This window comes from Desulforegulaceae bacterium, assembly GCA_034006035.1.
Lineage (GTDB): Bacteria > Desulfobacterota > Desulfobacteria > Desulfobacterales > JACKCP01 > JACKCP01.
This window is the reverse complement of record JAVETN010000021.1, coordinates 1-22,830: the sequence shown is the minus strand read 5'-3', so window position 1 is coordinate 22,830 and position 22,830 is coordinate 1. Positions and strand designations below refer to the sequence as shown.

The 22,830-nt window shown below is 35.1% G+C and carries 25 protein-coding genes and 1 riboswitch; of the genes, 18 read left to right on the top strand and 7 right to left on the bottom strand.

The genetic code is table 11. The features are described from left to right. Nucleotides 1–50 precede the first annotated feature (50 nt). Nucleotides 51–695, bottom strand: coding sequence for a 3,4-dihydroxy-2-butanone-4-phosphate synthase (gene ribB, locus RBR53_11805; protein ID MDY0133336.1), 645 nt, complete (start codon nt 693–695; stop codon nt 51–53). 102 nt (nt 696–797) lie between these two features. Further along, nucleotides 798–943: riboswitch (FMN riboswitch) on the bottom strand. A gap of 504 nt (nt 944–1,447) precedes the next feature. Here ribB and rpmF point away from each other — a divergent pair. From rpmF to RBR53_11740, 13 genes are all read left to right on the top strand, one after another. Continuing rightward, entirely contained in the window at nt 1,448–1,639 is a 192-nt protein-coding gene (gene rpmF, locus RBR53_11800) for a 50S ribosomal protein L32 (GenBank protein ID MDY0133335.1), read from the top strand. 53 nt (nt 1,640–1,692) lie between these two features. Next, a complete protein-coding gene (locus RBR53_11795; protein ID MDY0133334.1) occupies nt 1,693–1,923 on the top strand; it encodes an acyl carrier protein in 231 nt (76 codons plus the stop codon). Nucleotides 1,924–1,929: 6 nt separating this feature from the next. Beyond that, nucleotides 1,930–3,177, top strand: coding sequence for a beta-ketoacyl-ACP synthase II (gene fabF, locus RBR53_11790; GenBank protein MDY0133333.1), 1,248 nt, complete (start codon nt 1,930–1,932; stop codon nt 3,175–3,177). Between the two features lie 16 nt (nt 3,178–3,193). Next, nucleotides 3,194–3,622, top strand: coding sequence for a ribose 5-phosphate isomerase B (rpiB, locus tag RBR53_11785; protein MDY0133332.1), 429 nt, complete (start codon nt 3,194–3,196; stop codon nt 3,620–3,622). A gap of 83 nt (nt 3,623–3,705) precedes the next feature. Continuing rightward, nucleotides 3,706–4,950, top strand: coding sequence for a serine hydroxymethyltransferase (glyA, locus tag RBR53_11780; protein ID MDY0133331.1), 1,245 nt, complete (start codon nt 3,706–3,708; stop codon nt 4,948–4,950). Nucleotides 4,951–4,967: 17 nt separating this feature from the next. Next, nucleotides 4,968–5,432, top strand: coding sequence for a cytidine/deoxycytidylate deaminase family protein (locus tag RBR53_11775; GenBank protein ID MDY0133330.1), 465 nt, complete (start codon nt 4,968–4,970; stop codon nt 5,430–5,432). Beyond that, nucleotides 5,429–5,890 (top strand): transcriptional regulator NrdR, encoded by a 462-nt coding sequence (gene nrdR, locus RBR53_11770; GenBank protein ID MDY0133329.1) that lies wholly within the window; start codon nt 5,429–5,431, stop codon nt 5,888–5,890. The genes RBR53_11775 and nrdR overlap by 4 nt, the downstream gene beginning before the upstream one ends. A 15-nt stretch (nt 5,891–5,905) precedes the next feature. Next, complete coding sequence (ribD, locus tag RBR53_11765; protein MDY0133328.1) at nt 5,906–7,069, top strand: bifunctional diaminohydroxyphosphoribosylaminopyrimidine deaminase/5-amino-6-(5-phosphoribosylamino)uracil reductase RibD; 1,164 nt, start codon at nt 5,906–5,908, stop codon at nt 7,067–7,069. Nucleotides 7,070–7,170: 101 nt separating this feature from the next. Beyond that, a complete protein-coding gene (locus RBR53_11760; protein ID MDY0133327.1) occupies nt 7,171–7,827 on the top strand; it encodes a riboflavin synthase in 657 nt (218 codons plus the stop codon). Nucleotides 7,828–7,848: 21 nt separating this feature from the next. After that, nucleotides 7,849–9,090, top strand: a complete 1,242-nt coding sequence (locus tag RBR53_11755; protein MDY0133326.1) for a bifunctional 3,4-dihydroxy-2-butanone-4-phosphate synthase/GTP cyclohydrolase II — start codon at nt 7,849–7,851, stop codon at nt 9,088–9,090. Nucleotides 9,091–9,212: 122 nt separating this feature from the next. Continuing rightward, nucleotides 9,213–9,677, top strand: coding sequence for a 6,7-dimethyl-8-ribityllumazine synthase (gene ribE / locus RBR53_11750; GenBank protein MDY0133325.1), 465 nt, complete (start codon nt 9,213–9,215; stop codon nt 9,675–9,677). Nucleotides 9,678–9,694: 17 nt separating this feature from the next. Beyond that, nucleotides 9,695–10,111 (top strand): transcription antitermination factor NusB, encoded by a 417-nt coding sequence (gene nusB / locus RBR53_11745; GenBank protein MDY0133324.1) that lies wholly within the window; start codon nt 9,695–9,697, stop codon nt 10,109–10,111. Next, on the top strand, nt 10,095–10,739 hold the full coding sequence (locus RBR53_11740) for an MBL fold metallo-hydrolase (protein MDY0133323.1): 645 nt from the start codon (nt 10,095–10,097) through the stop codon (nt 10,737–10,739). The genes nusB and RBR53_11740 overlap by 17 nt, the downstream gene beginning before the upstream one ends. Nucleotides 10,740–10,769: 30 nt before the next feature. Here RBR53_11740 and RBR53_11735 read toward each other — a convergent pair whose 3' ends face one another. Next, nucleotides 10,770–12,200 carry a transglycosylase SLT domain-containing protein gene (locus tag RBR53_11735; GenBank protein MDY0133322.1) on the bottom strand — a complete coding sequence of 477 codons (1,431 nt, stop codon included), beginning with the start codon at nt 12,198–12,200 and terminating at the stop codon, nt 10,770–10,772. 443 nt (nt 12,201–12,643) lie between these two features. On the opposite strand from RBR53_11735, the gene ispG reads away from it, so the two are divergent. The 3 genes from ispG to RBR53_11720 all read left to right on the top strand — a co-directional run bounded on the left by ispG (nt 12,644) and on the right by RBR53_11720 (nt 17,648). Further along, nucleotides 12,644–13,708, top strand: coding sequence for a flavodoxin-dependent (E)-4-hydroxy-3-methylbut-2-enyl-diphosphate synthase (gene ispG / locus RBR53_11730; GenBank protein MDY0133321.1), 1,065 nt, complete (start codon nt 12,644–12,646; stop codon nt 13,706–13,708). Nucleotides 13,709–13,774: 66 nt separating this feature from the next. Then, the gene (proS, locus tag RBR53_11725) at nt 13,775–15,295 is read left to right on the top strand and encodes a proline--tRNA ligase (GenBank protein ID MDY0133320.1); all 1,521 of its coding nucleotides are present in this window, start codon (nt 13,775–13,777) and stop codon (nt 15,293–15,295) included. A gap of 193 nt (nt 15,296–15,488) precedes the next feature. Beyond that, complete coding sequence (locus RBR53_11720) at nt 15,489–17,648, top strand: bifunctional (p)ppGpp synthetase/guanosine-3',5'-bis(diphosphate) 3'-pyrophosphohydrolase (protein MDY0133319.1); 2,160 nt, start codon at nt 15,489–15,491, stop codon at nt 17,646–17,648. A gap of 72 nt (nt 17,649–17,720) precedes the next feature. On the opposite strand, the gene rpmB is transcribed toward RBR53_11720, so the two are convergent. The 5 genes from rpmB to RBR53_11695 all read right to left on the bottom strand — a co-directional run bounded on the left by rpmB (nt 17,721) and on the right by RBR53_11695 (nt 21,488). After that, a complete protein-coding gene (rpmB, locus tag RBR53_11715; GenBank protein ID MDY0133318.1) occupies nt 17,721–17,915 on the bottom strand; it encodes a 50S ribosomal protein L28 in 195 nt (64 codons plus the stop codon). 243 nt (nt 17,916–18,158) lie between these two features. Beyond that, the gene (locus RBR53_11710) at nt 18,159–18,818 is read right to left on the bottom strand and encodes an outer membrane protein assembly factor BamD (protein ID MDY0133317.1); all 660 of its coding nucleotides are present in this window, start codon (nt 18,816–18,818) and stop codon (nt 18,159–18,161) included. Further along, nucleotides 18,818–19,744, bottom strand: a complete 927-nt coding sequence (trxB, locus tag RBR53_11705) for a thioredoxin-disulfide reductase (protein ID MDY0133316.1) — start codon at nt 19,742–19,744, stop codon at nt 18,818–18,820. The genes RBR53_11710 and trxB overlap by 1 nt, the downstream gene beginning before the upstream one ends. A 10-nt stretch (nt 19,745–19,754) precedes the next feature. Beyond that, nucleotides 19,755–20,081, bottom strand: a complete 327-nt coding sequence (trxA, locus tag RBR53_11700; GenBank protein MDY0133315.1) for a thioredoxin — start codon at nt 20,079–20,081, stop codon at nt 19,755–19,757. A 186-nt stretch (nt 20,082–20,267) separates the two neighbouring features. Next, nucleotides 20,268–21,488, bottom strand: coding sequence for an HDOD domain-containing protein (locus RBR53_11695; GenBank protein ID MDY0133314.1), 1,221 nt, complete (start codon nt 21,486–21,488; stop codon nt 20,268–20,270). 93 nt (nt 21,489–21,581) lie between these two features. Here RBR53_11695 and purN point away from each other — a divergent pair, with 93 nt between their 5' ends. Together purN and RBR53_11685 are read left to right on the top strand one after the other, a co-directional pair. Then, nucleotides 21,582–22,328 (top strand): phosphoribosylglycinamide formyltransferase, encoded by a 747-nt coding sequence (gene purN / locus RBR53_11690; protein MDY0133313.1) that lies wholly within the window; start codon nt 21,582–21,584, stop codon nt 22,326–22,328. 276 nt (nt 22,329–22,604) lie between these two features. Next, the coding region (locus tag RBR53_11685; GenBank protein ID MDY0133312.1) for a hypothetical protein at nt 22,605–22,830 on the top strand (226 nt) is incomplete at its 3' end.

The window sequence follows — 22,830 nt, the reverse complement described above, 5'->3', positions numbered from 1 at the left end:
GGCTTACCAAATATGGGTAAACCCGAAAAATAAGCTTAGGTTAGGTGAATTTAGATTTTGTTTTTTTCCCTATATAGAACAATGTCATCAACTGTCAGAACAGGAATTTTGTTTTTAAGCCCAAAATCAACTATTTGAGGAGTCCTTGCCATTGTTCCGTCAGGGTTTGTAACTTCACATAAAACTCCATAGGGCTTTAGTCCTGCAAGTCTGCACATATCAACAGTGGCTTCTGTATGTCCCTGCCTTTCAAGAACTCCGCCTTTTCTTGCCATTAACGGGAAAACATGTCCTGGTTTTTTAAGATCTTTTGGTTTTGCATTGTCATTTATTGCAGCTTTTATTGTTGTAACTCTGTCAGCTGCTGAAACTCCGGTTGTTACTCCTTCTGCTGCTTCAATAGAAACAGTGAATGCTGTCTGAAATTTAGACGTATTACTTTCAACCATCATTGGGATTTCAAGTGATTTTATTTTTTTATCTGTAAGACAAAGACAGACAATTCCGCTGCATTCTCTAATCAGTGTTGCCATCTGAAGATTATTGAGATGCTCTGCAGAAAAAATAAGGTCACCCTCGTTTTCCCTGTCTTCATTGTCAGTTACAAGTATTCCATTTCCACTTGCAAGTGATTTTAGTCCATTTTCAACCCTTTCATAAGGATTGCCAAATTGTGATAATAAAGTCTGATTCATGGTTTAACTCCTTGATAATAATGATTTTTCATGAATCAGGGCAAAAAGAGGGGATTGGCTGTAAAAATACAACCGGAAAATTAATGCAAACGCATAAATAATTTCTATCCTCTTCCATCCGGACTTTAACCGTCGGCTTCGGATTTTCACCGAATCTGCTGGACCCTTAAAACAAATTAAGGCGCTCGCGGGCTTTCTTTGAAAAGATTACCGCCGGTGGGGAATTTCGCCCCGCCCTGAGAATATGATTTAGATTTATTCTCTATCTAAGGTAGATGTCAATGAATTTATTTTTTATCTAATTTGAAGGTTTTATGTTTAAAATAAAAAGATTTTAATGAACTAAAGTTATTATTATGTTAAAAGATAAAATATTTAAAAATTTATATAACTATATCTACTGCTTTAAAGTGTAATATAATTAGTGACTGAATAAAAATAGTGACTGAATAAAAAAATTTGGTTTTGGGTGAATCATTAAATTTTTTATTTAATAAAACTTAGTTTTTTAGTTAATTTAAAATTTTTTTATAAAAGTATAGAAAAATATGGAAATTATCAGGGAATCTGATAATGAGGTAATCTGCTTTAAAAGTTGCTATGATAAATAAGATACAATAACCTTGTAAGTGGCTGTTTATTATGCTAACTTAGCTTGGATTTTATTTATATGGACAGTAACCGACCGAAATTTTAAATTTATTCGGCCAAACAATATTAAAATAATGCAGTAAAGTTTACAGGAGTCAATAATGGCAGTTCCAAAGAGAAGGTCATCAAGATCACGCAGAGATAAGCGTCGTACACATCAAAAAGAAAAAGTTACAATACCAAGCCTTCAGGCATGTCCTGAATGTGGTGAACCAAAGCGTTCTCACGCAGCTTGTCCTGGGTGCGGAATGTACAAAGGGCGTCTTGTTATAGGTGGCGGAGAAGAACTTTAATTCTTGATTGGCCGCGTTTTTTATGCGGCTTTATTTAGAAAGTTGAGGTGAAAATGTCTGTTCAGGATAAACTTAAATCCATTATTGCAGAAAAGCTTGAAGTCGATATTGAAAAAATTGTTCCTGAAGCATCATTTATCAATGATCTTGGTGCAGATTCACTAAAGATTGTTGAGCTTGTGATGAGTCTTGAAGATGAATTCGATATTGAAATTCCAGATGAAGACGCAGAAAATCTTCTTACAGTGAAAGATGCTCTGGAATATATGGAAAAAGTTTTGTAAATCTAAATGAATGAAGCTCCATTTCATAGGGTTGCTGTTACAGGCATAGGCGTTGTTTCGCCTGTTGGAACCGGTAAAAAGGAGTTTTTTGATTCTCTTGCGGCTGGAAAATCAGGTATTGATTTTATAAAAAGATTTAATACAGATGGTTTTACTTTTAAGGTCGCAGGTGAAGTTAAAAATTTTATAAGGGAAGATTATTTTAAGAAAAATAAGTCGAATAATCTTCCCTTATATATTTTATATGCTGTTGCTGCCGGAAAACTTGCAGTTTTAGATTCAGGCCTTGATCTTGATTATTATGGAAAAAATAAAATAGGTATTTTTGGGGGCAATGGAGCCGGAGGTTTTGATCTTGCTGAGGAGGCTGTAGAAAGACATCTTCTTAAAAAGACATCAAGGCTGAGCCCTTATTTTATTCCCCATTTTCTGCCGAATATGGCAGTGGGAACAATGAGTATTCATTTGGGAATCAAGGGGCCGGTTCTTACTTGTGCCAGTGCTTGTGCTGCAGGGGCAAACGCAATTGGTGAAGCCTATCTTCGTATAAAATATGGTGAAATGGATTGTTGTATTGCCGGAGGAACTGAAGCTGTGATTACCCCGGTATTTCTTTCAGGGCTTAACTCAATGAAGGCCCTTTCAAAAAACACTGATCCTGAATCTGCTTCAAGACCCTTTGACAAAAAAAGGGACGGGTTTGTTCCAGGTGAAGGAAGTGCTTTCCTTGTGCTGGAAAATATGGATAAAGCCCTTAAAAGGGGAGCAAAACCTTTGGCTGAAATTACAGGATATTCTGTTTTAAGCGAAGGATATCATATAGCTGCTCCTGAGCCGGAGGGAAAAGGAATGGCTGATGTAATGGAAGCCGCTCTTTTGTCTTCAGGGCTTAATCCTTGTGAAATTGACTATATAAACGCCCATGGAACTTCTACAATATTAAATGATAAATACGAAACCGCAGCAATAAAAAAAGTTTTTAAAGATAATTATAAAAATCTTAAACTTTCCTCTACCAAATCAATGACAGGACATCTTTTAGGTGCTGCAGGAGCTCTTGAAGCCGCAGCCTGTGTTTTAAGTCTTGAAAATCAGCTGATTTTTCCCACAATCAATCTTAATAATCCTGATCCCGATTGTTTTCTTGATTATGTTCCCAATAAAAGTCAAAAAGCAAAATTAAATTATGTTATGTCCAATTCTTTTGGGTTTGGAGGAGTGAACACCTGTCTTGTTTTTAAAAAATCTAGTTAAAATTTTGGAGAAAAAAATGAAAGAAACAATTATCATAGGCTGTGATCATGCAGCCTATGAATTAAAGGCCAAAATATTTGATTTCCTTGAAAAAAAAGGAATAAAAGTAAAAGATATAGGGAGTTTTTCCAAAGATTCAGTCAATTATCCTGATTATGCAAACCAGGTTGCCAGGGCAGTAAAAACAAAAGAATACGATCTTGGAATTCTTCTTTGCGGAACAGGGCTTGGAATGTCAATGGCAGCAAATAGGCATAAAGGGATAAGAGCTGCACTTTGTAATGATATATTTTCTGCAAAAATGAGCAGGCTTCACAATAATTCCAATGTTCTTGTTCTTGGAGGAAGAGTGGTGGGAGATATTTTAGCATTTGAAATAGTTGATACCTGGCTTAAGACAAAATTTGAAGGCGGAAGACACCAGATGCGCCTTGATTTGTTCTGATTTTGTAGTAAATGATTAGAAAATAAAATTTTAAAGTTATTTTATAAATTAAATTCGATATTCTCAATATAAGGAGGCCTAAGTTGAACCCTGAAACAATTGAAAAAACAGACCCTGAAATTTTTAGAGCCATAAAAAATGAAACCAAAAGACAAATAGAAAATCTTGAGCTTATTGCATCGGAAAACATTGTAAGCGATTCTGTAATGGAAGCTCAGGGCTGTATAATGACAAATAAGTACGCAGAAGGCTATCCTTCAAAAAGATATTATGGAGGATGCGAGTTTGTTGATATTGCTGAAGAACTTGCAATAAAAAGAGTAAAAGAACTTTTTAATGCAAGCTATGCAAATGTTCAGCCCCACTCAGGTTCCCAGGCAAATATGGCGGCCTTTTTTTCTTTTATTGAGCCGGGAGACAAGGTTCTTGGAATGGATCTTTCCCATGGCGGTCACCTAACCCATGGAAGCGGAGTGAATTTTTCAGGAAGACTTTTTGATTTTTCCCATTATGGGGTTTCAAAAGAAACCGGTACAATTGACTATGATGAAGTGGAAAAAATTGCAAAAGAAGTAAGACCCAAGATGATAGTTGCCGGTGCAAGTGCTTACCCAAGGATTCTTGATTTTGAAAGATTTGCAAAAATAGCAAAGTCTGTTGATGCTTATCTTCTTGTGGATATGGCTCATATTGCAGGACTTGTTGCTGCAGGTCTTCATCCTTCTCCTATTCCACACGCAAATATTACAACTTCAACCACCCATAAAACTTTAAGAGGTCCAAGGGGCGGACTTATTCTTTCAGGTGAAGATCTTACAAGCATTGTAAACAGGCAGATTTTCCCAGGAATTCAGGGCGGACCTTTAATGCATGTAATTGCTGCTAAAGCTGTTGCATTTAAAGAAGCTTTAAACCCGGAATTTAAAAAATATCAGGAACAAGTTTTAAAAAATTCCAAAGCTCTTTCAAAGACTTTACTTCAAAGCGGACTGGATCTTGTTTCAGGAGGAACAGACAATCACCTTGTTTTAATTGATTTAACAAATAAGGGTGTTACTGGAAAAGATGCAGAAGCAGCTCTTGGAAAGGCAAATATTACAGTTAATAAAAATACTGTTCCTTTTGAAACAAAAAGCCCTTTTGTAACAAGCGGAATAAGAATCGGAACTCCTGCTCTTACAACCAGAGGGATGAAAGAAAAGGAAATGGAAACAATAGGTCAGTGGATATTTGATATAATTGATAATTGCGAAAATGAAAAACTTATTTCAGAAATAGGTGCAAAGGTAAAAGAACTTGCCTCGGGTTTTCCTCTTTTCATGGAATAAAAAAACGGAGAGCACCAATGGAACAAAGGCCTTCCTGGGATGAATATTTTATAGGTATTACCGAACTTGTTTCAAAAAGATCAACTTGTTTGAGGCGTAAAGTGGGTGCTGTAATAGTAAAAAACAGACATATTCTTGCCACAGGTTACAATGGGCCTCCTTCAGGAATAAAGCATTGCATAGAAACAGGATGTTTAAGGGAAAAAATGAATGTCCCTTCCGGTGAAAGACATGAGCTTTGCCGGGGAACCCATGCAGAGCAAAATGCCATAGTTCAGGCTGCAAAGCACGGAGTTTCAATTGACGGGGCAGATATTTATGTAAATACAAAACCATGCTCCATTTGCTCAAAAATGATAATAAATGCCGGAATAAAAAGGGTTTGTTATCTTGGAGACTATTCAGATGAAATGTCTGAAGAAATGCTTTCAGAAGCCGGGGTTGAAACTGTTAAATTTGATCCTCCAGGAGAAAACAAATGAAGTGTCCTTTTTGCGGAGAAGTAGAAGATAAAGTTATAGATTCAAGGCTTTCCAAGGACAGTTGTTCCATAAGAAGAAGGCGTGAATGTCTTTCCTGCGTTGGACGTTTTACAACCTATGAAAAAATTGAAGAAATCCCTCTTATGATTGTAAAAAAAGATGGAAGAAGGGAAGAATTTCTTCGTGAAAAATTAAGAACCGGAATACTCAAGGCCTGTGAAAAAAGAAGTGTAAGTATAGATACTATTGAAGCTTTTATTGATGATCTTGAAAAAGAGTTAAAAGAAAGTGAATCAAGGGAGTTTCCAACAGAGCTTTTGGGTGAAAAAGTAATGGAAAAGCTCCATGATATTGATGAAGTTGCTTATGTAAGATTTGCTTCTGTATATAGAGAGTTTAAAAGTGTAAATGATTTTGTAAGTGAACTTAGTCAGTTTCTTATGCCCAAAAAACCTTAATTAGAACGGTATTTAATGTTTGACAAAAAAGATATTGAATATATGAACCTTGCTCTTGAGCTTGCCTCCAGGGGAAGGGGATTTACAAAAACCAATCCCATGGTTGGAGCAGTTTGTGTTAAAAACGGAGATATAATTGGCCAGGGTTTTCATGAAGAATATGGAAAAGCCCATGCAGAGGTAAATGCCCTTGACCAGGCTGGAAAAAATGCAGAAGGTTCAACCCTTTATGTTACTTTAGAACCTTGCAGTCATTATGGAAAAACTCCTCCATGTACTGAAAAAATTTTAAAAAGCAGGGTAAAAAAAGTTGTAACTGCAATTGAAGATCCAAATCCTAAAGTAAGCGGTTCTGGAAATGCTTTTCTAAGACAAAATAATGTTGAGGTTTTAAATGGGCTTCTTCAAGAAAAAGCAAGGGCGTTAAATCTTCCTTTTATTAAGTTCATTACTGAAAAAACACCTTATACTGTATTAAAGCTTGCCATGACTCTTGACGGCAGAATTGCAACAAAAACAGGGGATTCAAAATGGATAACCAATGAAAAGTCAAGAAGATGGTCTCATTTTTTAAGACATCAATGCCAAGCTGTTTTAGTTGGAAGAAATACTGTTGAAGCAGATAATCCTTCTTTGAATACAAGAATTAAAGAAATTAAATCTTCTGATCCCTTAAAAATTGTTACAGACTCAAATTTAAAACTTGATCCTGAATCAGGTTTGAAGATTTTTTCAGATGAAATGAAAAAAAATACACTTTTTGCCTGTGTTGAAGACTGTGATCCTTTAAGAATTAAAAAATTCAATGATTTTGGTGTGGAAGTAATTAAAGTTAAAAAAGATAAAAATTCCCATGTTTGTCTTTCAAGCCTTCTTATTGAACTTGGTAAAAGAAAAATTTCAAGCCTTATGGTTGAAGGCGGTTCAATGATTGCAGGTTCATTTTTGAACAACAATCTTGTTGATCAAATTGCTTTTTTTTATGGCTCCAAAATTATTGGCTGTTCAAAATCATTTGAGGGAATTTCTGGAAACGGCCCTGAAAAAATGTCAGATGCAATTAAAGTGCAGAATACAAAATTAAGCAAATTTGATGATGATATTCTTATTGAAGGGCGAACAGATTCAAAATCTGGTGTTTATAAAAATCTGTTGTGGCCTGTTTTTTATTTTGATTAAGAGTGTTAAATTTGGAAATCTTGTAGCCGGGGTTATTGAAACTTTAAAAATAATGCTAATATTAGCTAATAAACAATTTTAAAGATTGGACAAAGCTTAGAATGTTTACAGGAATTATAGAAGGTTTTGGAACAATAAGAGCCATTTCTGCTGTTGGAGAAGGTAAAAAAATGTCCATTGAATCCGAATTTGATCTTGATGGAACAAAAATCGGAGACAGTATAGCTGTTAATGGAGGATGTCTTACTGCTGTAAAAATAAATGGAAGGTTTTTTGATGTTGATATAAGTCCTGAAACTATTGAAAAATCGACTTTTAAAAATTCAAAGCCAGGACAAAAAGTAAATCTTGAAAGAGCTTTAAAGCTTTCCGATCGCCTTGACGGTCATCTTGTCTCAGGGCATATTGACGGAGTAGGGGAGATTTTATCTGTTGAAGAAAGGAGTAATGCAATAATTATAAGCATTAAAGCTCCTTTAAATATAATGAAGTATGTAATTGATAAAGGTTCAATTGCAGTGGACGGAACAAGCCTTACAATCAATTCGGTTGAACAGGATTCTTTTTCCCTTGCAATTATTCCTCATACAAAAGGTCTTTCAACCATAGGCTCAAGAAAAGCTGGTGAAAAAGTAAATCTTGAAGCAGATATGATTGGGAAATATATTGAAAAACTTATTACAGGAAAAAATTCAGATTCAAATGAAAAAGAAAGTGGCGTTTCCATTGATTTTTTGAGAAGTAATGGATTCCTGTAAAAACAAACGGGGTTACAAAAAATGCCAAGAATAAGTATTAAGCAGGCTATTGAAGACATTAAAGCCGGTAAAATGGTGATTTTGACAGATGATGAAGATCGTGAAAATGAGGGTGACCTTACAATAGCAGCTGAAAAAGTCACTCCTGAAGTAATAAATTTTATGGCCAGATATGGACGTGGGCTGATCTGTATGCCACTTACCGATGAAAAGTGTCGACAGTTGAAACTTCCAATGATGGTTGATGAAAATACTTCTCCCCATGAAACAGCTTTTACTGTTTCCATTGAGGCAAGGGAAGGTGTTACAACAGGAATTTCAGCAGCTGACAGGGCAAAAACAGTTTTAACAGCAGTAGCTGATGATGCAAAGCCTGAAGATCTTGTAAAGCCTGGACATATTTTTCCTTTAAGGGCAAAAGACGGGGGAGTGATAGTAAGGGCAGGGCACACCGAAGCTTCGGTTGATCTTGCAAGACTTGCTGGATTAAAGCCTTCCGGGGTGATTTGTGAAATAATGGACGATGATGGTTCAATGGCAAGAATGCCTTCCCTGGAAAAATTCAGTGAAGAGCACAATATTGGAATTTGTACAATTGCGGAGCTTATCTCCTATAGGCTTCACACTGAGTCTTTTGTTCATAAAAGAGCTGAAGCTGTTATTCCAACGGCCTTTGCAGGTGATTTCCGTGCCATTGTCTATGAAAATGATATAGATGATTTTCAGCATATAGCCATGGTAAAAGGAGAATTGGATCCTGATAAACCGGTTCTTGTAAGAGTTCATTCAGAATGTCTTACAGGAGATATTTTTGGTTCCATGAGATGCGATTGCGGGGATCAGCTTGTTAAGTCAATGCAACAAATAGAAAAAGAAGGCTCAGGAATTTTCCTTTATATAAGACAGGAAGGAAGAGGAATAGGGCTTGTTAATAAAATTAAAGCCTATGTTCTTCAGGATCAGGGTTATGACACAGTGGATGCAAATATAAAACTTGGATTCAAGCCGGATATGCGTGACTACGGCATAGGAGCCCAGATACTTGCTGATATCGGTGTTACAAAAATGAGACTGATGACAAATAATCCAAAAAAAATGGTAGGCCTTGAAGGCTACGGGTTAAGCATAGTTGAACAGGTTCCAATAGAAATTGATCCAAATGACATAAATTGCGAATATCTAAAATGTAAAAAAATGAGAATGGGTCATATGCTTGAAAAAGTTGGGGATGACCTTGAAGAAAAAGATGGGCAAAAAGTGTGATTTCTCAGTTTATAAACAGGTTTAAATGAGAAAATTCTGATTTTTAGCCAATTATCAGTTAATAATCTGTAAAACATTGTTATTACAGAAAAATTTATTTTTATTAAAAGAGGATAATTAAAATGCCTGAAATAATTGAAGCAAAGTTGGACGCCTCAGGAAAAAAATATGCAATAATAGTTGCCCGGTTTAATGATTTTATAACAGATCGGCTTACAGGCGGTGCAATTGATGCTCTTATTCGTCATGGTGCAGAAGATAATGACATTGAAATAATAAAAGTTCCAGGAGCCTTTGAAATCCCTTTGATTGCCAAAAGAGCTGCAGCAAAAGAAAAATATGATGCAATTATTTGCCTTGGTGCAGTTATAAGAGGGGCAACTCCTCACTTTGAATATGTGAGCAGTGAAGCAGCAAAAGGAATAGCCATGGTTTCTCTTGAAACAGGAATTCCAGTTGTATTTGGAATTCTTACCACAGACACAATAGAGCAGGCCATTGAAAGAGCAGGTTCAAAAGCAGGAAACAAAGGCGTTGAAGCTGCCATGTCGGCAATTGAGATGGCAAATCTTATCAAAGAACTTTAAATTTGGTGCAGTTATTGATGGGTTATCGTCGAAAAGCAAGGGAGCTTGCACTTCAGGCTCTTTTTTACATGGATATCAGGAATAGTTTTTCAAATGAAAGCCTTATGCTTTTTAAAAAATACCTTTCTTCAGGAGAATCAGAGTTTTTAAATCTTTTAACTGAAGGGGTAGTTGAAAACAAGGAAGATATCGACAGAGTCATTGAGAAACACTCAAGTAATTGGCGTTTGCACAGAATGTCTTGTGTTGACAGAAATATTTTACGATTTGCTGTTTATGAACTTTGTTACTGCTTTGATATTCCTCATAAAGTCAGTATCAATGAGGCTATAGACATAGGAAAGAAATTCGGGACAAGGGAATCGGGAGGATTTATTAACGGTCTTCTCGACAGTATAAGAAAAACCCTGGAAAAAAATGAAAGGCAGAGTTGACATGATTTTAAAAGTATTGCCAGTGGGACCTATAATGGCCAATTGCTTTGTGATTGGATGTAAAAAAACAAGAGAAGCCGTTGTAATAGATCCCGGTGATGAAGATGAAAGAATTTTAATGGCTCTGGCAGATGAAAAACTTACTTTAAAGTACATCATCAACACCCATGGACATTTCGATCATGTAGCTGCAAACAAGGCTATGAAAGATGCAACCGGTGCCAAAATTCTAATCCATGAGGAAGATGCCCCCATGCTGTCCCAGCTTTCTACAATGGCTGTAAGTTTTGGGTTAAGTGCTGAAAACTCACCTCCGCCTGACAGATTTATTGAAGATGGAGATCTTATAGAGTTTGGAGAACTTACTATAAAAGTTATTCATACTCCCGGGCATTCAAAGGGAGGAGTTTCTCTTTACTGCGAAAAAGAAAAAGTTTTGTTTCCCGGAGATACTTTGTTTGCAGGTTCAATCGGAAGAACAGATCTTCCTGGGGGGAGTTATGGAGATCTTATAAAAAATGTAAGGACAAAGTTATTTCCACTTGGAGATGATGTAAAAGTTTTTCCAGGTCATGGGCCTGAAACAACAATTGGTGCTGAAAGAAAATTAAATCCATTTTTTCAATAAGTTGAAAAATTTCAATAAGTTGAAAAATATCTATTGTTTTTCGGCAGAGCCTTTAATTGAAAAGTCAGGCTCTGCCGGAAAAATTATTTTAAGGATTTTGTAAAATCCATATATTTTTCTAACATAGGTGACTGGTTCGTCTCCTCTTGCGTAGCCATAGGTCAGGGTACTATAATACTCCTTTTTTTTGAGCAAAGGTAAAATCATTACCATATTATACCATTTTTCTGGGTCCACTCCGAATTTTCTTGAAAGCTTTCTGGCATCATAAATATGTCCCTGGCCCACATTGTAGGAGGCAAGGGCAATTTTCATTCTGTCCTCTCCCGAAGAGCTGCTGAAAATATCATAAAGTTTTTTCAAGTACATGGCCCCGGCCCTGATATTTTCTTCAGGAGAATAAATATTTCTAACCCCAAGAGCTGCCGCAGTGTTTGGCATTAATTGCATAAGCCCTTTTGCTTTTGCATTGCTTTTAGCCCATTCATCAAAGTGTGATTCCTGATAGATCTGTGCAGTAAGCAGTCTCCAGTCCAGTTGGTATTCATCTGCATATTTTTTTATCAAAGGGTAGTATTCAGGAATTTTTGAATTGATTTTTCTGTGAAATTTCCTTAAATCAAGATACTCAAACACATCAACTTTATGGAAATAATGGGAAGCAATCAGGTTTAAGATTTCCTCGTCCTTAATATTATCAATGAATATATTTATCCTGAACATCAAATCCTTTGCAAGGGGATGAAGTGCAAATCCAATTTGAGTATTTTCATTAACTTGGTCTGCCAGGGCAACTTTTGGATGTAAGTATTTAAGGCTCCTGCCTGTAAGATTGTCTGCTATGGTTCCTGTAATTTCTCCGGATTCGATTTTTGAAAAAATATTTTCAATATTAAACTCAGTGGTTTCAATTAAATTGAGGTTTTCTTTTTCAGATTTTGGTATGTTTTTAATCCCGGGGCAGTTTTTAGTAACAATAAGCTTATGGTCTTTTTTAAGATCTTTTATATTGTTAACAGCTAAGTTGTCCCTGTTAACAACAAGATGCCAGGAAACTGTGAGATAAGGTTTTGAAAAGGCAAGGGAAGTTTTTTTATATTTGTCTTTAGGGTTGGAAATTATAAGAATATCTGCTTTTTTTGAAAGAACAAGCTCTTCTGCTTCCTTAAAAGTTTTGCAGTTTATAAGTTCAAGCCTTGCCCAAAGTCTGGATGCCAGGAAATCAGCAACATCTATGAAGTATTCATTGCCCGGGCCTGGATATTTATCTGTGATATCATAGTCAATTATAGCGGCTTTTAAAATTCCAGAATTGGTTATTTCATCAAAAAGCTCCAGTTTTTGATTTTTTGTTTCATTTATATAAACATAATAACAAAGGTAAATAGACACTGAAAGGAGCAGAATCAGAAAAAATTCTGTGAAATATTTTAAAATAACCACCTTGTCTTTTTGATTCAATTCAGCGTCCTTGGTCAATAGAAAAAACAGGTTATTAATAAATACAAATAAAGCTTATAGACTGTTTTAAAAATTAGTTCAAATTAATACACTATGGGCTGTTATTGAATATATAGATAATAATATAAATTGAATGTTTCATATTTTTAAATAAAAAATCACAATGAATTTAAGCTGTTTTTTTAAAAAAAACACCAAGCCCTTCGGGCTTTTTGATTTTAGTCCATCTTATGAATTAAGATGCATTAGTTATAGTGATACAATTTGCCGTTATATTGGGCAAATTTAAAATCGTTTAATCCCAGAATAAATTTTATATGAATTTTACTTTTAAGGGAGTAGAGTCTCAGTGTGATTGAATTTAAGCTTTTTCTTTGTTAATAATTTGGTAAAATTAGGTTTGGGTTTGATGATTTACAAAGTATAAAAATATGGCAGGGATAATGGAAAGAAAAAAAACAAAACAAATCAAGGTGGGCAATGTCCATATAGGAGGAGATTCTCCCATAAGTGTTCAGTCAATGACAAACACAAAAACTGAAGATATTGAATCAACAATTAATCAGATAAAAAAACTGGAAAATTCAGGCTGTGAAATTGTAAGGGTTGCAGTTCCGGGAGAAGAAGCTGCAAAAGCTTTGGAGAAAATCTGCCAAAGTTCAAAGATTCCAGTAATTGCAGATATTCATTTTGATTATAAACTCGCCCTTTTTTCTCTGGACTCAGGAGTTTCAGGATTGAGGATAAATCCTGGAAATATAGGAGCAAAATGGAAGGTTGAAGAAGTTGTAAAGGCAGCAGCCTCTCTTGAGGTTCCTATAAGAATAGGGGTTAATGCAGGTTCCCTTGAAAAAGAACTTTTAACTAAATACGGGGGAGCAGTGCCCGAAGCTATGGTTGAAAGTGCTAAAACTCATATTCAGATACTTGAAGATCTTGATTTTCACAATATCAAGGTGTCTCTTAAGGCTTCGGATATTGATCGTACAATTAAAGCCTATACTCTTTTTTCAAAAATAAGTGAACTTCCCCTTCACCTTGGAATAACAGAAGCCGGAGGGCTTTATCCAGGTATAGTTAAATCTTCAATTGGGCTTGGACTTTTGCTTTCCCAGGGGATAGGCGATACTTTAAGGGTTTCTCTTACAAGGGATCCTGTTGAGGAAGTAAGGGTTGGGTTTGAAATTTTAAAATCTCTTGATTTAAGACAAAAAGGTGTTGATATTATTTCCTGTCCTACCTGTGGAAGGTGTAAAATAGATCTGTTCAAGCTTCTTGAAGATGTTGAAAAAGAGCTTGTTGGTATAAATAAACCCGTAAAAATTGCAATTATGGGCTGTACTGTAAACGGTCCTGGAGAAGCAAGAGAGGCAGATATAGGAATTGCCGGAGGAGACGGGGAGGGGATTTTATTTAAAAAAGGGAAAGTTGTAAAAAAAATTCCCCAGGACAAAATGGTTGAAATTCTTGTTAAAGAAGTAAAAGAAATGGTTTTAGGCAAAAACTGATCTTCCAGATTTTAAGCTTGGCTGATTTTAAATAAATTTTAAATTTTTATGAAAGGTTTTATATAAATGGCAAAAAAGTCAAAAACAGCAGTAACTCCTACAAGAAGCGAAGATTATCCTGAATGGTATCAGCAGGTGGTTAAGGTGTCTGAACTTGCAGAGTCATCCCCTGTAAGAGGGTGTATGGTGATAAAACCCTGGGGTTATGCTCTTTGGGAGAATATGGTCAGAGCTCTTGATGATATGTTTAAAAAAACAGGAGTTAAAAATGCTTATTTCCCCTTGTTTATTCCCCTAGGGTTTATGGAAAAAGAGGCAGAGCATGTAGAAGGGTTTGCCAAAGAATGTGCTGTTGTTACCCATCACAGGCTTGAGTCAGACGGAAAAGGCGGGCTTAAGCCTGCTGGAGAGCTTGCCGAGCCTTTGATTGTAAGGCCCACCTCTGAAACCATAATTGGGGCTCAGTTTGCCAAATGGGTTACAAGTTATCGTGATTTGCCCCTTCTTATCAATCAATGGGCCAATGTTGTAAGATGGGAAATGCGTACAAGAACATTTTTAAGAACAAGTGAGTTTTTATGGCAGGAAGGTCATACTGCTCATTCTACATCTGAAGAAGCTCTTTCAAGAACAAATATGATGCTTGAAGTTTATAAGGATTTTGTGGAAAATTATCTTGCAATCCCAGTTCTTCACGGAAGAAAATCTGAATCTGAAAAATTCCCCGGAGCAGTTGAAACTTTGTGTATAGAAGCCATGATGCAGGATAAAAAAGCACTTCAGACCGGAACATCTCATTTTTTGGGACAAAATTTTTCAAAGGCTTCAGGAATAAAGTTTCAAAATGAAGAAGGTGTTGAAGAGTTGGCTTATACAACTTCCTGGGGAGCTTCAACAAGAATGATAGGTGGAATTATAATGGTACATGGGGATGATGACGGAATAATGCTTCCCCCAAGAGTTGCTTCGGCAAACTTAGTAATTCTTCCTGTATTTCCCAAAAACAGTGACAAAGATAAAATTATTTCCTTTTGTGACAGCATTTATGATTCCCTTTTAGACTTAAAGTATTTTGGTAAAAATCTAATAATTGAAAAAGATTATAGAGATGTTCCAGGCAAGAATTGGGAATGGATAAAAAAAGGAGTTCCCCTTAGAATTGAAATAGGTCCAAGGGATATTGAAAACAATTCAATAATGGTTTCAAGAAGAGATTTGGGGCCAAAAGAAAAAAAATCATTTACAATTGATGAGCTGAAATCATGTATTTGTGATATTTTTGATGAAATTCATGACTCAATGTTTGAAAAGGCCAAACAATTTTTAGCTGCCAACACAAAAGAAATTAATAATAAAGATAAATTTATTTCTTTTTTCACTCCTGAAAATTTAGAAAAACCAGAAATTCACGGGGGATTTGCTGTTTCCGGCTGGTGTGGGGATCCTGAATGTGAAGAAAAGATTCAGGAGGAACTTAAGGTTACAATCAGATGCCTGCCTTTTGGATATAAAGTAAATCAGGGCGAGCAATGCGTTTATTGCGAAAAGAAAGCAAAAGAAAAAGCTGTTTTTGCAAAAGCATATTAGGAATTTAGTGGTGCTTATATTTTAAGCCAACTGGGTTTAATTAAAAGTGGCTGAATTTAATTTTTTAAATATAAAACCCTTGGAGATTTTAAACCAGCAATTTTTATTTATTGAGCTTTGTTATAATTAAATTAACAAATTACCAAACTTGAAAATCATTCAACCTGGGTGAGAAGAATCGGATAAAGACTTTATGATCAGGATTAACGACATACTTGACAAAATTTTAGAATATCATCCTGATGCGGATTTAGATATTGTGGAGCGAGCCTATATTTATTCTGCAAGGGTGCATGAAGGTCAGACAAGACTTTCTGGTGAGCCTTATCTTTCACATCCTCTTGCAGTTGCATGGATTCTTGCCACTATGAGATTTGATGTTGTTAGTATTGCAGCTGCTCTTCTCCACGATGTTATAGAAGATACCCATGCAACTTATGAAGAAGTTGCCTCTATTTTTGGAAATGAAGTAGCCCATATTGTTTCAGGGGTAACCAAGATAAGTAAGCTTAAGTTTGAAAGTGCAGAAGACAGACAGGCTGAAAGTCTAAGGAAAATGATTCTTGCAATGGCAGATGACCTCAGGGTTATTTTGATAAAACTTGCGGATCGGCTTCATAATATGGAAACCCTTCAATTTCACAAAAATGAATCAAAAAAGAAAAGAATTGCCCAGGAGACCAGAGATATTTATTCTCCTCTTGCATCCAGGCTTGGAATTTATTCAATAAAGCAAAAGTTTGATGAAATAGCTTTTGAAGTTCTTTATCCTGAAGAATTTAAAGAAATTGAGGCCCTTACCACCAGTAATATTGAGGAAAAAGAACAATATATTGATAAAGTCAGAAAAATTATCATTGATGAGCTTGAAAAAAACTTAATAGAAGCTGAGGTTCTTGGCAGATATAAAACAATTCCAAGCATTTATGAAAAAATGCTCAAACAAAACCTTAAATTTGATGAAGTCTATGATCTTATAGCTTTCAGGGTAGTTGTTGAAACCATACCCAAGTGCTACGAAGTTTTGGGCCTTATCCACAATTTATGGAGGCCCATAGCCCATAAAATTAAAGATTATATAGGAATGCCCAAGGCAAATATGTATCAATCCCTTCACACAACTGTAATCGGGCCCTATGGCGAAAGAATGGAGATTCAGATAAGAACCCATGCAATGGACAGGGTTGCCAAAACAGGAGTTGCAGCTCATTGGTCATATAAAGAGGGGAAAACAGTTGATCCCAAAATAGTGAAAAGCTTTGAATGGGTACAAAATCTTGTGGAAAACCAGGCTGATTTTCCAGAACCTGAAGAATTTTTAGAAAATGTAAAAATAGATCTTTTTCCAGATGAAGTTTATGTTTTTACTCCAAGAGGAGATATAAAAAACCTTCCAAAAGGATCCACTCCAATTGATTTTGCCTACAGTGTTCATACAGATGTTGGAAATACCTGTGCAGGAGCAAAGGTAAACAGCAGAATGGTTCCTCTTCATCATAAGCTCAAAAACGGAGATACTGTTGAGGTAATAACCTCAAACAATGTCAATCCCAATCATGATTGGCTTTCTTTTGTGAAAAGTGTGAGGGCAAGATCAAGGATTAAAAGATACATCAAGCAAAAAGATAAAGAAAGAAGCTTAGGTCTTGGAAGAGAAATGTGTGAAAAGATTTTTAAAAAGCACAAGCTTAACTTTAATAAGCTTTATTCCACCGATGAAATGACTGAGATTGCATTTAGATATGGATACAAAGAGTCTGAAGATCTTATAGCTGCAGTGGGCTATGGAAAAATAACACCCCGTCAGATTTTAAATCGTTTTTTGGAAAACAGGGAAGAGAAAGAAGAAAAAGAAGGTCAGGAAAATATTTATGATGAGTCAGCAGAAGCCCTTTTCCAAAGTGGTGAAGGAGAAATAATTGTTGATGGGCTAGATGATCTTTTGACAAGGCGTGGAAAATGTTGCAATCCAGTGCCAGGAGATCCCATCATAGGCTATATTACTGAAGGGCATGGAATTACAATCCATGTTAAAAATTGTCCAAATGTAAAAACTTCGGCCAACCCTGACAGATTGGTGCCGGCAAGCTGGGGGAAGACAACAGAAGGAACTTATCCTGTAAGGCTTATTGTTTTTGTAGAAGACAGAGTGGGTGCTGCTGCTGAAATAACAGGCTCCGTAAGTGAAAGTAACGCCAATATTGCTGAGCTTTCATTGAAAAGACAGGAAAATGGAAACGGTGTTAGGTTTGATATGACTATAAATGTTCCTAATAGAGAAATTCTTGAAAAAATATTGAAAAAAATCAAGTCTGTTAAAGATGTTTATGAAGTGAAAAGAATTAAAAGTTAAAAAAATCTTAATCCCGATGCGGATCTGTTTGAAAACACACCGGGGTTAAATTGGCATATAAGAGTTGTTTTTTTATTTGGGTGCTTTTTCAACTTTTCCTGATTTTATACAATTTGTACATGCCTGAATTGTTTTTACGCTTCCTTTGATTTTTGCCCTAACTTTCTGGATATTTGGGTTAAACCGTCTTTTGTTAACATTGTGAGCGTGGCTTATAGTATTTCCTGTCATTGGCTTTTTGCCGCAGATTGTGCATTGTTTTGACATTTGTATTTCTCCTTATAAACTATTGTTACCCTTGGTTCCAAGGCGATTAATTTCACAGAAAAAAATTATTATACCATAAAGTTCAAGATGTAAAGATCAAAGTTTTTATTCCAAGCCTTAATTAAGCATTTTATATCAGGAGGATACACCATGCTTTGCCATATTCTCCGCCTTTGTCCCAAAAGGAATTTGCAAGAAAAAAATGGACATAATTAAGCAAAAAAATTGTTAAGGTTTAGTAAACTATTTTTCTTTGTCCATGGCTTTTTTTTGTAATATTTTCGCAGATTCAATCTTTTTGACTGCTTTTACAGCTGAATGAGAATCTGGATAAAATTTTATTATATTTTCATATCTTGCTATAGCAGAATCAAAGGACTTTTGTTTTAGATAAAAATCTGCCACATAAAGTTCAGACTTTGCAAGCCGTTCAATACAATCTTTTGAATGTTTTTTGGCTTTTTTTACAAGTTGAGAGTCAGGGTAGCTCTGGATGAATTTAATAAAATGATTAAGAGCTTCTTCTGTATATGTCTGATCTCTGTCTATTGAAAGAATTTGCTTGTAATAAGATTCTGCTATCCTGAAGGATGCTTTTTCTGCTTCAGGATGCAAAGGGTAAAGTCTTTCAAAAAGCTTGTATGCCCTGATTGCCTCATCATATTTTTTTAGTTCAAAGTAGGCATCACCAATTTTAATCTGGGCTTCTTTGACATGCTCACTAAAAGGATACCAGTTTCTAAGCTGTTCAAAGAGTTTTATGGCATCAAGATAGTCTTTGTCTTCAAATTCTGTTCTTGCTTCTGTTATCAGTTCTGTTGCTGTTTTTTCAGTTTCTTTGTGAAAAAGGCCGCACCCTGACAAAAAGACTGCGGCCATCACAAAAAGAAAAATTCTTTTCATTATTTAAGACCTTCAATATACTGATCTGCATAAAAAGCTGCGATCGCTGCATCACCCACAGCTGTTGCAACCTGCCTCAGGGGAGTATTTCTTACATCACCAGCTGCAAAAATACCTTTTACAGATGTTTCCATTTTAGGGTCAGTAATTATAAAGCCGCTTTGATCAACTTTGATTTCATTGTTGATAAATTCAGTGTTTGGAATGGTTCCAACCCAGATAAAGCAGCCCTGGGCTTTAATTTCTTTTATTTCCTCTGTTTTTATGTTTTTTACTAAAACAGACTCAACTTCCTTGGTCCCTTTTATTTCAACAGGAACACTATCCCAAACCATTTCTATTTTGTCATTGGCAAAAAGCCGCTCCTGAAGTATTTTTGTTGCTCTAAGCTTGTCTCTTCTGTGAACCAGATAAACTTTATTTACAAATTTTGTAAGAAAAAGAGTTTCTTGGACTGCAGAATCTCCTCCGCCTATGGCAACAACTTCTTTGTCTCTGAAAAACATTCCATCACAGGTTGCACAGGTTGAGACACCTTTGCCATACATTGTCTTTTCCCCGGGGATTCCAAGTTCTCTTGGAGAGCATCCTGAAGCAATTATAATTGCTTTTGCATTAACAGATGACTTTGAAAGGGTAATTTTTTTTATTTTACCTTCAGTTTCAAAACTTTTTACATCTTCTTGGATAATTTCAAGATCAAAGTTTTTTGCCTGTTGTTCCATTTTCATTGTTAGATCATAACCTGCAAGACCATCAGGAAAACCTGGATAGTTTTCAATCCAGTCTGTAATCATTATCTGGCCGCCAGGAGTATGCTTTTCAATTAAAAGAGCCGATAAGCCGGCTCTTTTAGCATAAATACCGGCTGTAAGTCCGGCAGGGCCTCCGCCAATGATTACAAGATCGTAATCATTTTTTTTCATTTTGAGGTTCCTAAATTAAAGATTTAATTTTTTCTTCAAGCTGTTCTTTTGATGCAAGCCCTGTTTGCTTGCTGTGAATTTCACCGTCTTTAAAGAAAATAAGTGTAGGGATTGCTTTAATTTCATATTTGCCCGGTGAAATGGGATTTTCGTCGACATTACATTTGCAAAATTTTATTTTGTCGCCGTAGGTATTGGCAAGCTCTTCAACTGCAGGTGCTATAGCTCTGCAGGGACCGCACCATGGAGCCCAGAAGTCAACAAGAACAGGTTTGTCTGACTTTATTACTTCTGCTTCAAAATTAGAATCTTCGATTTCCATTACTGAATCACTCATTACTTTGTCCTTTCATTGAGTATTTAAACTTTAATGTTTTTTTATTTAATTTATTTATAGTAATAATAAAATCATATCCTTTAATGTCAATCAATCAAAATAAAGTTTCTTCTTTTGACCCAGTACCGAGGATAAACTTTAAATCACTAAGACTAGATGAGAAAGACAGATAAAATAGGTTACAAATCAGCGTAAACTTTTTAAAGATTCATCTGTCCATTTACAGGCCTCAAGATAAATCTGCGGAAGCCTTTTTTTATCAATCCTTAATTTATTCTGAAGCTCTGAAACCTGGTCAAATTTTGCTTTTTCATATAGTGAGATTAAAGCCAATGGAGGATAAAGAGGACCTTTTTTTTCAAGATAAGCAAGGTTTATTTCATCTGAAAGAGGAAGTTCTTTAAGAATTTTATCCATTGGATGGCCTAAAAGGGCGTCAATATGAGAAAAAAGCCCCATGGTAAAAAGAGTTGTAGGTGAAAACTTGGGATTATTAATTTCTATCCCAATCAACTCGCAAAACTTTGCCCTTACAGAGGAATTTCTTAAAAGTGCACTGTTCTTTTTTGATTCCATATTGGTCAGCAAAACTAGAGATGCCAGTTTTTTAAGTTCATCAAGACCTATTAAAACAGCAGCATCTTTTATTGAAGAAACTTTTTCAAGTCTTCTATAGTAGGCTGAATTTATATACCTTAAAACTTTATATGAAAGTCCTAGATCGCCTTGAATCAAATTTGCAACTTTACCTATTTCAACATTTGCTTGGTTAATTTCTGATATGAGGTGAAGGAGCTGTATCTTGTTTGAGGGAAGATTTTCTCCTCGAATTATTTGAGGCTTGCTAAAGAAAAATCCCTGGAAAAGATCAAATCCCATTTTTTTTGCAATTTGATATTCTTTTTCAGTTTCAATTTTTTCAGCAAGAATAGTTATGTTCTTTTTAGAAAATTTCTGGGCATATTTTGTAATTTCATCCAGAGGCGAGGCTATGAAATCAAATTTTACTATATCGGCAAGCTCAATAAAAGGCTCAAGCTCAGGCCTGTATATGAAATCATCAAGGGCAATTATGTACCCCTTTTTTTTTAAAAGCCTGCATTCTTTTATTATTTCTTTGGTAGGTGGTACATTTTCAAGTATTTCAACAACAATTGAATCTTTGGGGAAAATCAGGGGAATTTGTTTTAAAATAAGATTTTCAGTAAAATTTATAAATGCATTTTTTCCGTCTGTGAGGTCTTCAATTCCAAAATTTAAATATGTGTTTGTTAATACGTGGGAAGAAGCAAGATCTCCATTCATTTCAGGCATGGCATTTTTAAAGCTGCTCCTGAAAAGAATTTCATAGGCAACTATTTCCATCTTTTTATTGAATATAGGCTGTCTTGCTGTAAATATTTCCATAAATAATTGTGAAAGTCTTTTTTATTTGTTGTGATTACTTTAGCTTATTAATATAAGTTAACCCAAAAAAATACAATAAAGGATTTAAATATAATGAATAAGCTCGCTATTTTAATTTCTGGTACCGGCTCAAATTCACAAAAAATTTGTGAAAGCTGTTTTAAAGGTCAGGTTGATGCCCAGGTTGTGTGTATAGGTTCTGACAATCCTGATGCAAAGGGTTTAGAATATGCAAATCAAAATAATATATATTCATTTGCAGTTGATTATAAAAAAATAATCTCTGATTATAATAAAAACCCCAAAGAATTTAAACTTCCCAGTGACTTTGACTACAAAAATATAAATGATAAACTTGTATTCTGTCCAGTTAAAGATAGGGAAAAATATATAAAAACAAGGGCCTTTGCAGAAAGAAAGATTCTTGATGAAATTTTAAAATTCAAACCAGATCTTCTTGTTCTTGCAGGGTTTATGAAAACCCTGACCCCTTATTTTATTGACAGATTTTCTCCCGATTCTCAAAATCCCCGGATAATAAATATCCATCCTTCACTTTTGCCTTCCTTTCCAGGAGTTGACGGCTATGGTGATACTTTTGATTATGGATGTAAAATTGGAGGATGTACAGTTCATTTTGTTGACTATGGAACTGACACAGGACCCATAATTTTACAAAAAGCATTTGAAATTTTACCCGATGATTCCATTGATGATGTCAGAAGAAAAGGAATTGAGCTGGAGTGGCAAGCTTATCCCCAGGCTTTAAAACTTTTTTTTGAAGGAAAAATAAAAATTGATGAATCTGATAGTAAAAGAAAAATTGTAAAAATAATTTAAAAAATGATTGGCAAAAAACAGGTTTTTTGTTTTTTATGTCGGATTAGTTGTTTTTTTAGTAAATTCTGTTTAGAGTATTTTAATTGTTAATTTCTAGTATGGCTGTTCAATTTAGACAATGGAAATTTAAATGTATAAATCTTAAGATTTTTTTTATTTAGTTTTTATTTTGATTTGAAAATGGGGGCAAAAAGCAGTTTTAGTTCCACAATTAACTATAGTTTCTTTGTTTAAATATAATCAGTGTGGGTACAATAAATTTTTGCAGGAGGAAAAATGGGATTTTTAAACAACTTAAAAGTTGGACTGAGGATGAGCATAGGGTTTGGGGTTTTGGTTTTAATAATTTTTTATATTGGCTTGTCATGGTATTTTGCAGGGGCAAGAAATATGGAAAATGTAAATGAACTTGCCGAAGAAAGACTTCCAGGTGTTATTGCTATCCTTACAATGGAATATGAGTTTGAAAAGGTTGTCAGGGCTCAAAGAACTCTTCTTAATC

Bases quoted from the DNA above. Each gene is read 5' to 3' on its own strand.
- ribB (MDY0133336.1), bottom strand. From the start codon at position 695: ATGAATCAGACTTTATTATCACAATTTGGCAATCCTTATGAAAGGGTT.
- rpmF (MDY0133335.1), top strand. From the start codon at position 1,448: ATGGCAGTTCCAAAGAGAAGGTCATCAAGATCACGCAGAGATAAGCGT.
- RBR53_11795 (MDY0133334.1), top strand. From the start codon at position 1,693: ATGTCTGTTCAGGATAAACTTAAATCCATTATTGCAGAAAAGCTTGAA.
- fabF (MDY0133333.1), top strand. From the start codon at position 1,930: ATGAATGAAGCTCCATTTCATAGGGTTGCTGTTACAGGCATAGGCGTT.
- rpiB (MDY0133332.1), top strand. From the start codon at position 3,194: ATGAAAGAAACAATTATCATAGGCTGTGATCATGCAGCCTATGAATTA.
- RBR53_11775 (MDY0133330.1), top strand. From the start codon at position 4,968: ATGGAACAAAGGCCTTCCTGGGATGAATATTTTATAGGTATTACCGAA.
- nrdR (MDY0133329.1), top strand. From the start codon at position 5,429: ATGAAGTGTCCTTTTTGCGGAGAAGTAGAAGATAAAGTTATAGATTCA.
- ribD (MDY0133328.1), top strand. From the start codon at position 5,906: ATGTTTGACAAAAAAGATATTGAATATATGAACCTTGCTCTTGAGCTT.
- RBR53_11760 (MDY0133327.1), top strand. From the start codon at position 7,171: ATGTTTACAGGAATTATAGAAGGTTTTGGAACAATAAGAGCCATTTCT.
- RBR53_11755 (MDY0133326.1), top strand. From the start codon at position 7,849: ATGCCAAGAATAAGTATTAAGCAGGCTATTGAAGACATTAAAGCCGGT.
- ribE (MDY0133325.1), top strand. From the start codon at position 9,213: ATGCCTGAAATAATTGAAGCAAAGTTGGACGCCTCAGGAAAAAAATAT.
- nusB (MDY0133324.1), top strand. From the start codon at position 9,695: ATGGGTTATCGTCGAAAAGCAAGGGAGCTTGCACTTCAGGCTCTTTTT.
- RBR53_11740 (MDY0133323.1), top strand. From the start codon at position 10,095: ATGAAAGGCAGAGTTGACATGATTTTAAAAGTATTGCCAGTGGGACCT.
- ispG (MDY0133321.1), top strand. From the start codon at position 12,644: ATGGAAAGAAAAAAAACAAAACAAATCAAGGTGGGCAATGTCCATATA.
- proS (MDY0133320.1), top strand. From the start codon at position 13,775: ATGGCAAAAAAGTCAAAAACAGCAGTAACTCCTACAAGAAGCGAAGAT.
- RBR53_11720 (MDY0133319.1), top strand. From the start codon at position 15,489: ATGATCAGGATTAACGACATACTTGACAAAATTTTAGAATATCATCCT.
- rpmB (MDY0133318.1), bottom strand. From the start codon at position 17,915: ATGTCAAAACAATGCACAATCTGCGGCAAAAAGCCAATGACAGGAAAT.
- RBR53_11710 (MDY0133317.1), bottom strand. From the start codon at position 18,818: ATGAAAAGAATTTTTCTTTTTGTGATGGCCGCAGTCTTTTTGTCAGGG.
- trxB (MDY0133316.1), bottom strand. From the start codon at position 19,744: ATGAAAAAAAATGATTACGATCTTGTAATCATTGGCGGAGGCCCTGCC.
- trxA (MDY0133315.1), bottom strand. From the start codon at position 20,081: ATGAGTGATTCAGTAATGGAAATCGAAGATTCTAATTTTGAAGCAGAA.
- RBR53_11695 (MDY0133314.1), bottom strand. From the start codon at position 21,488: ATGGAAATATTTACAGCAAGACAGCCTATATTCAATAAAAAGATGGAA.
- purN (MDY0133313.1), top strand. From the start codon at position 21,582: ATGAATAAGCTCGCTATTTTAATTTCTGGTACCGGCTCAAATTCACAA.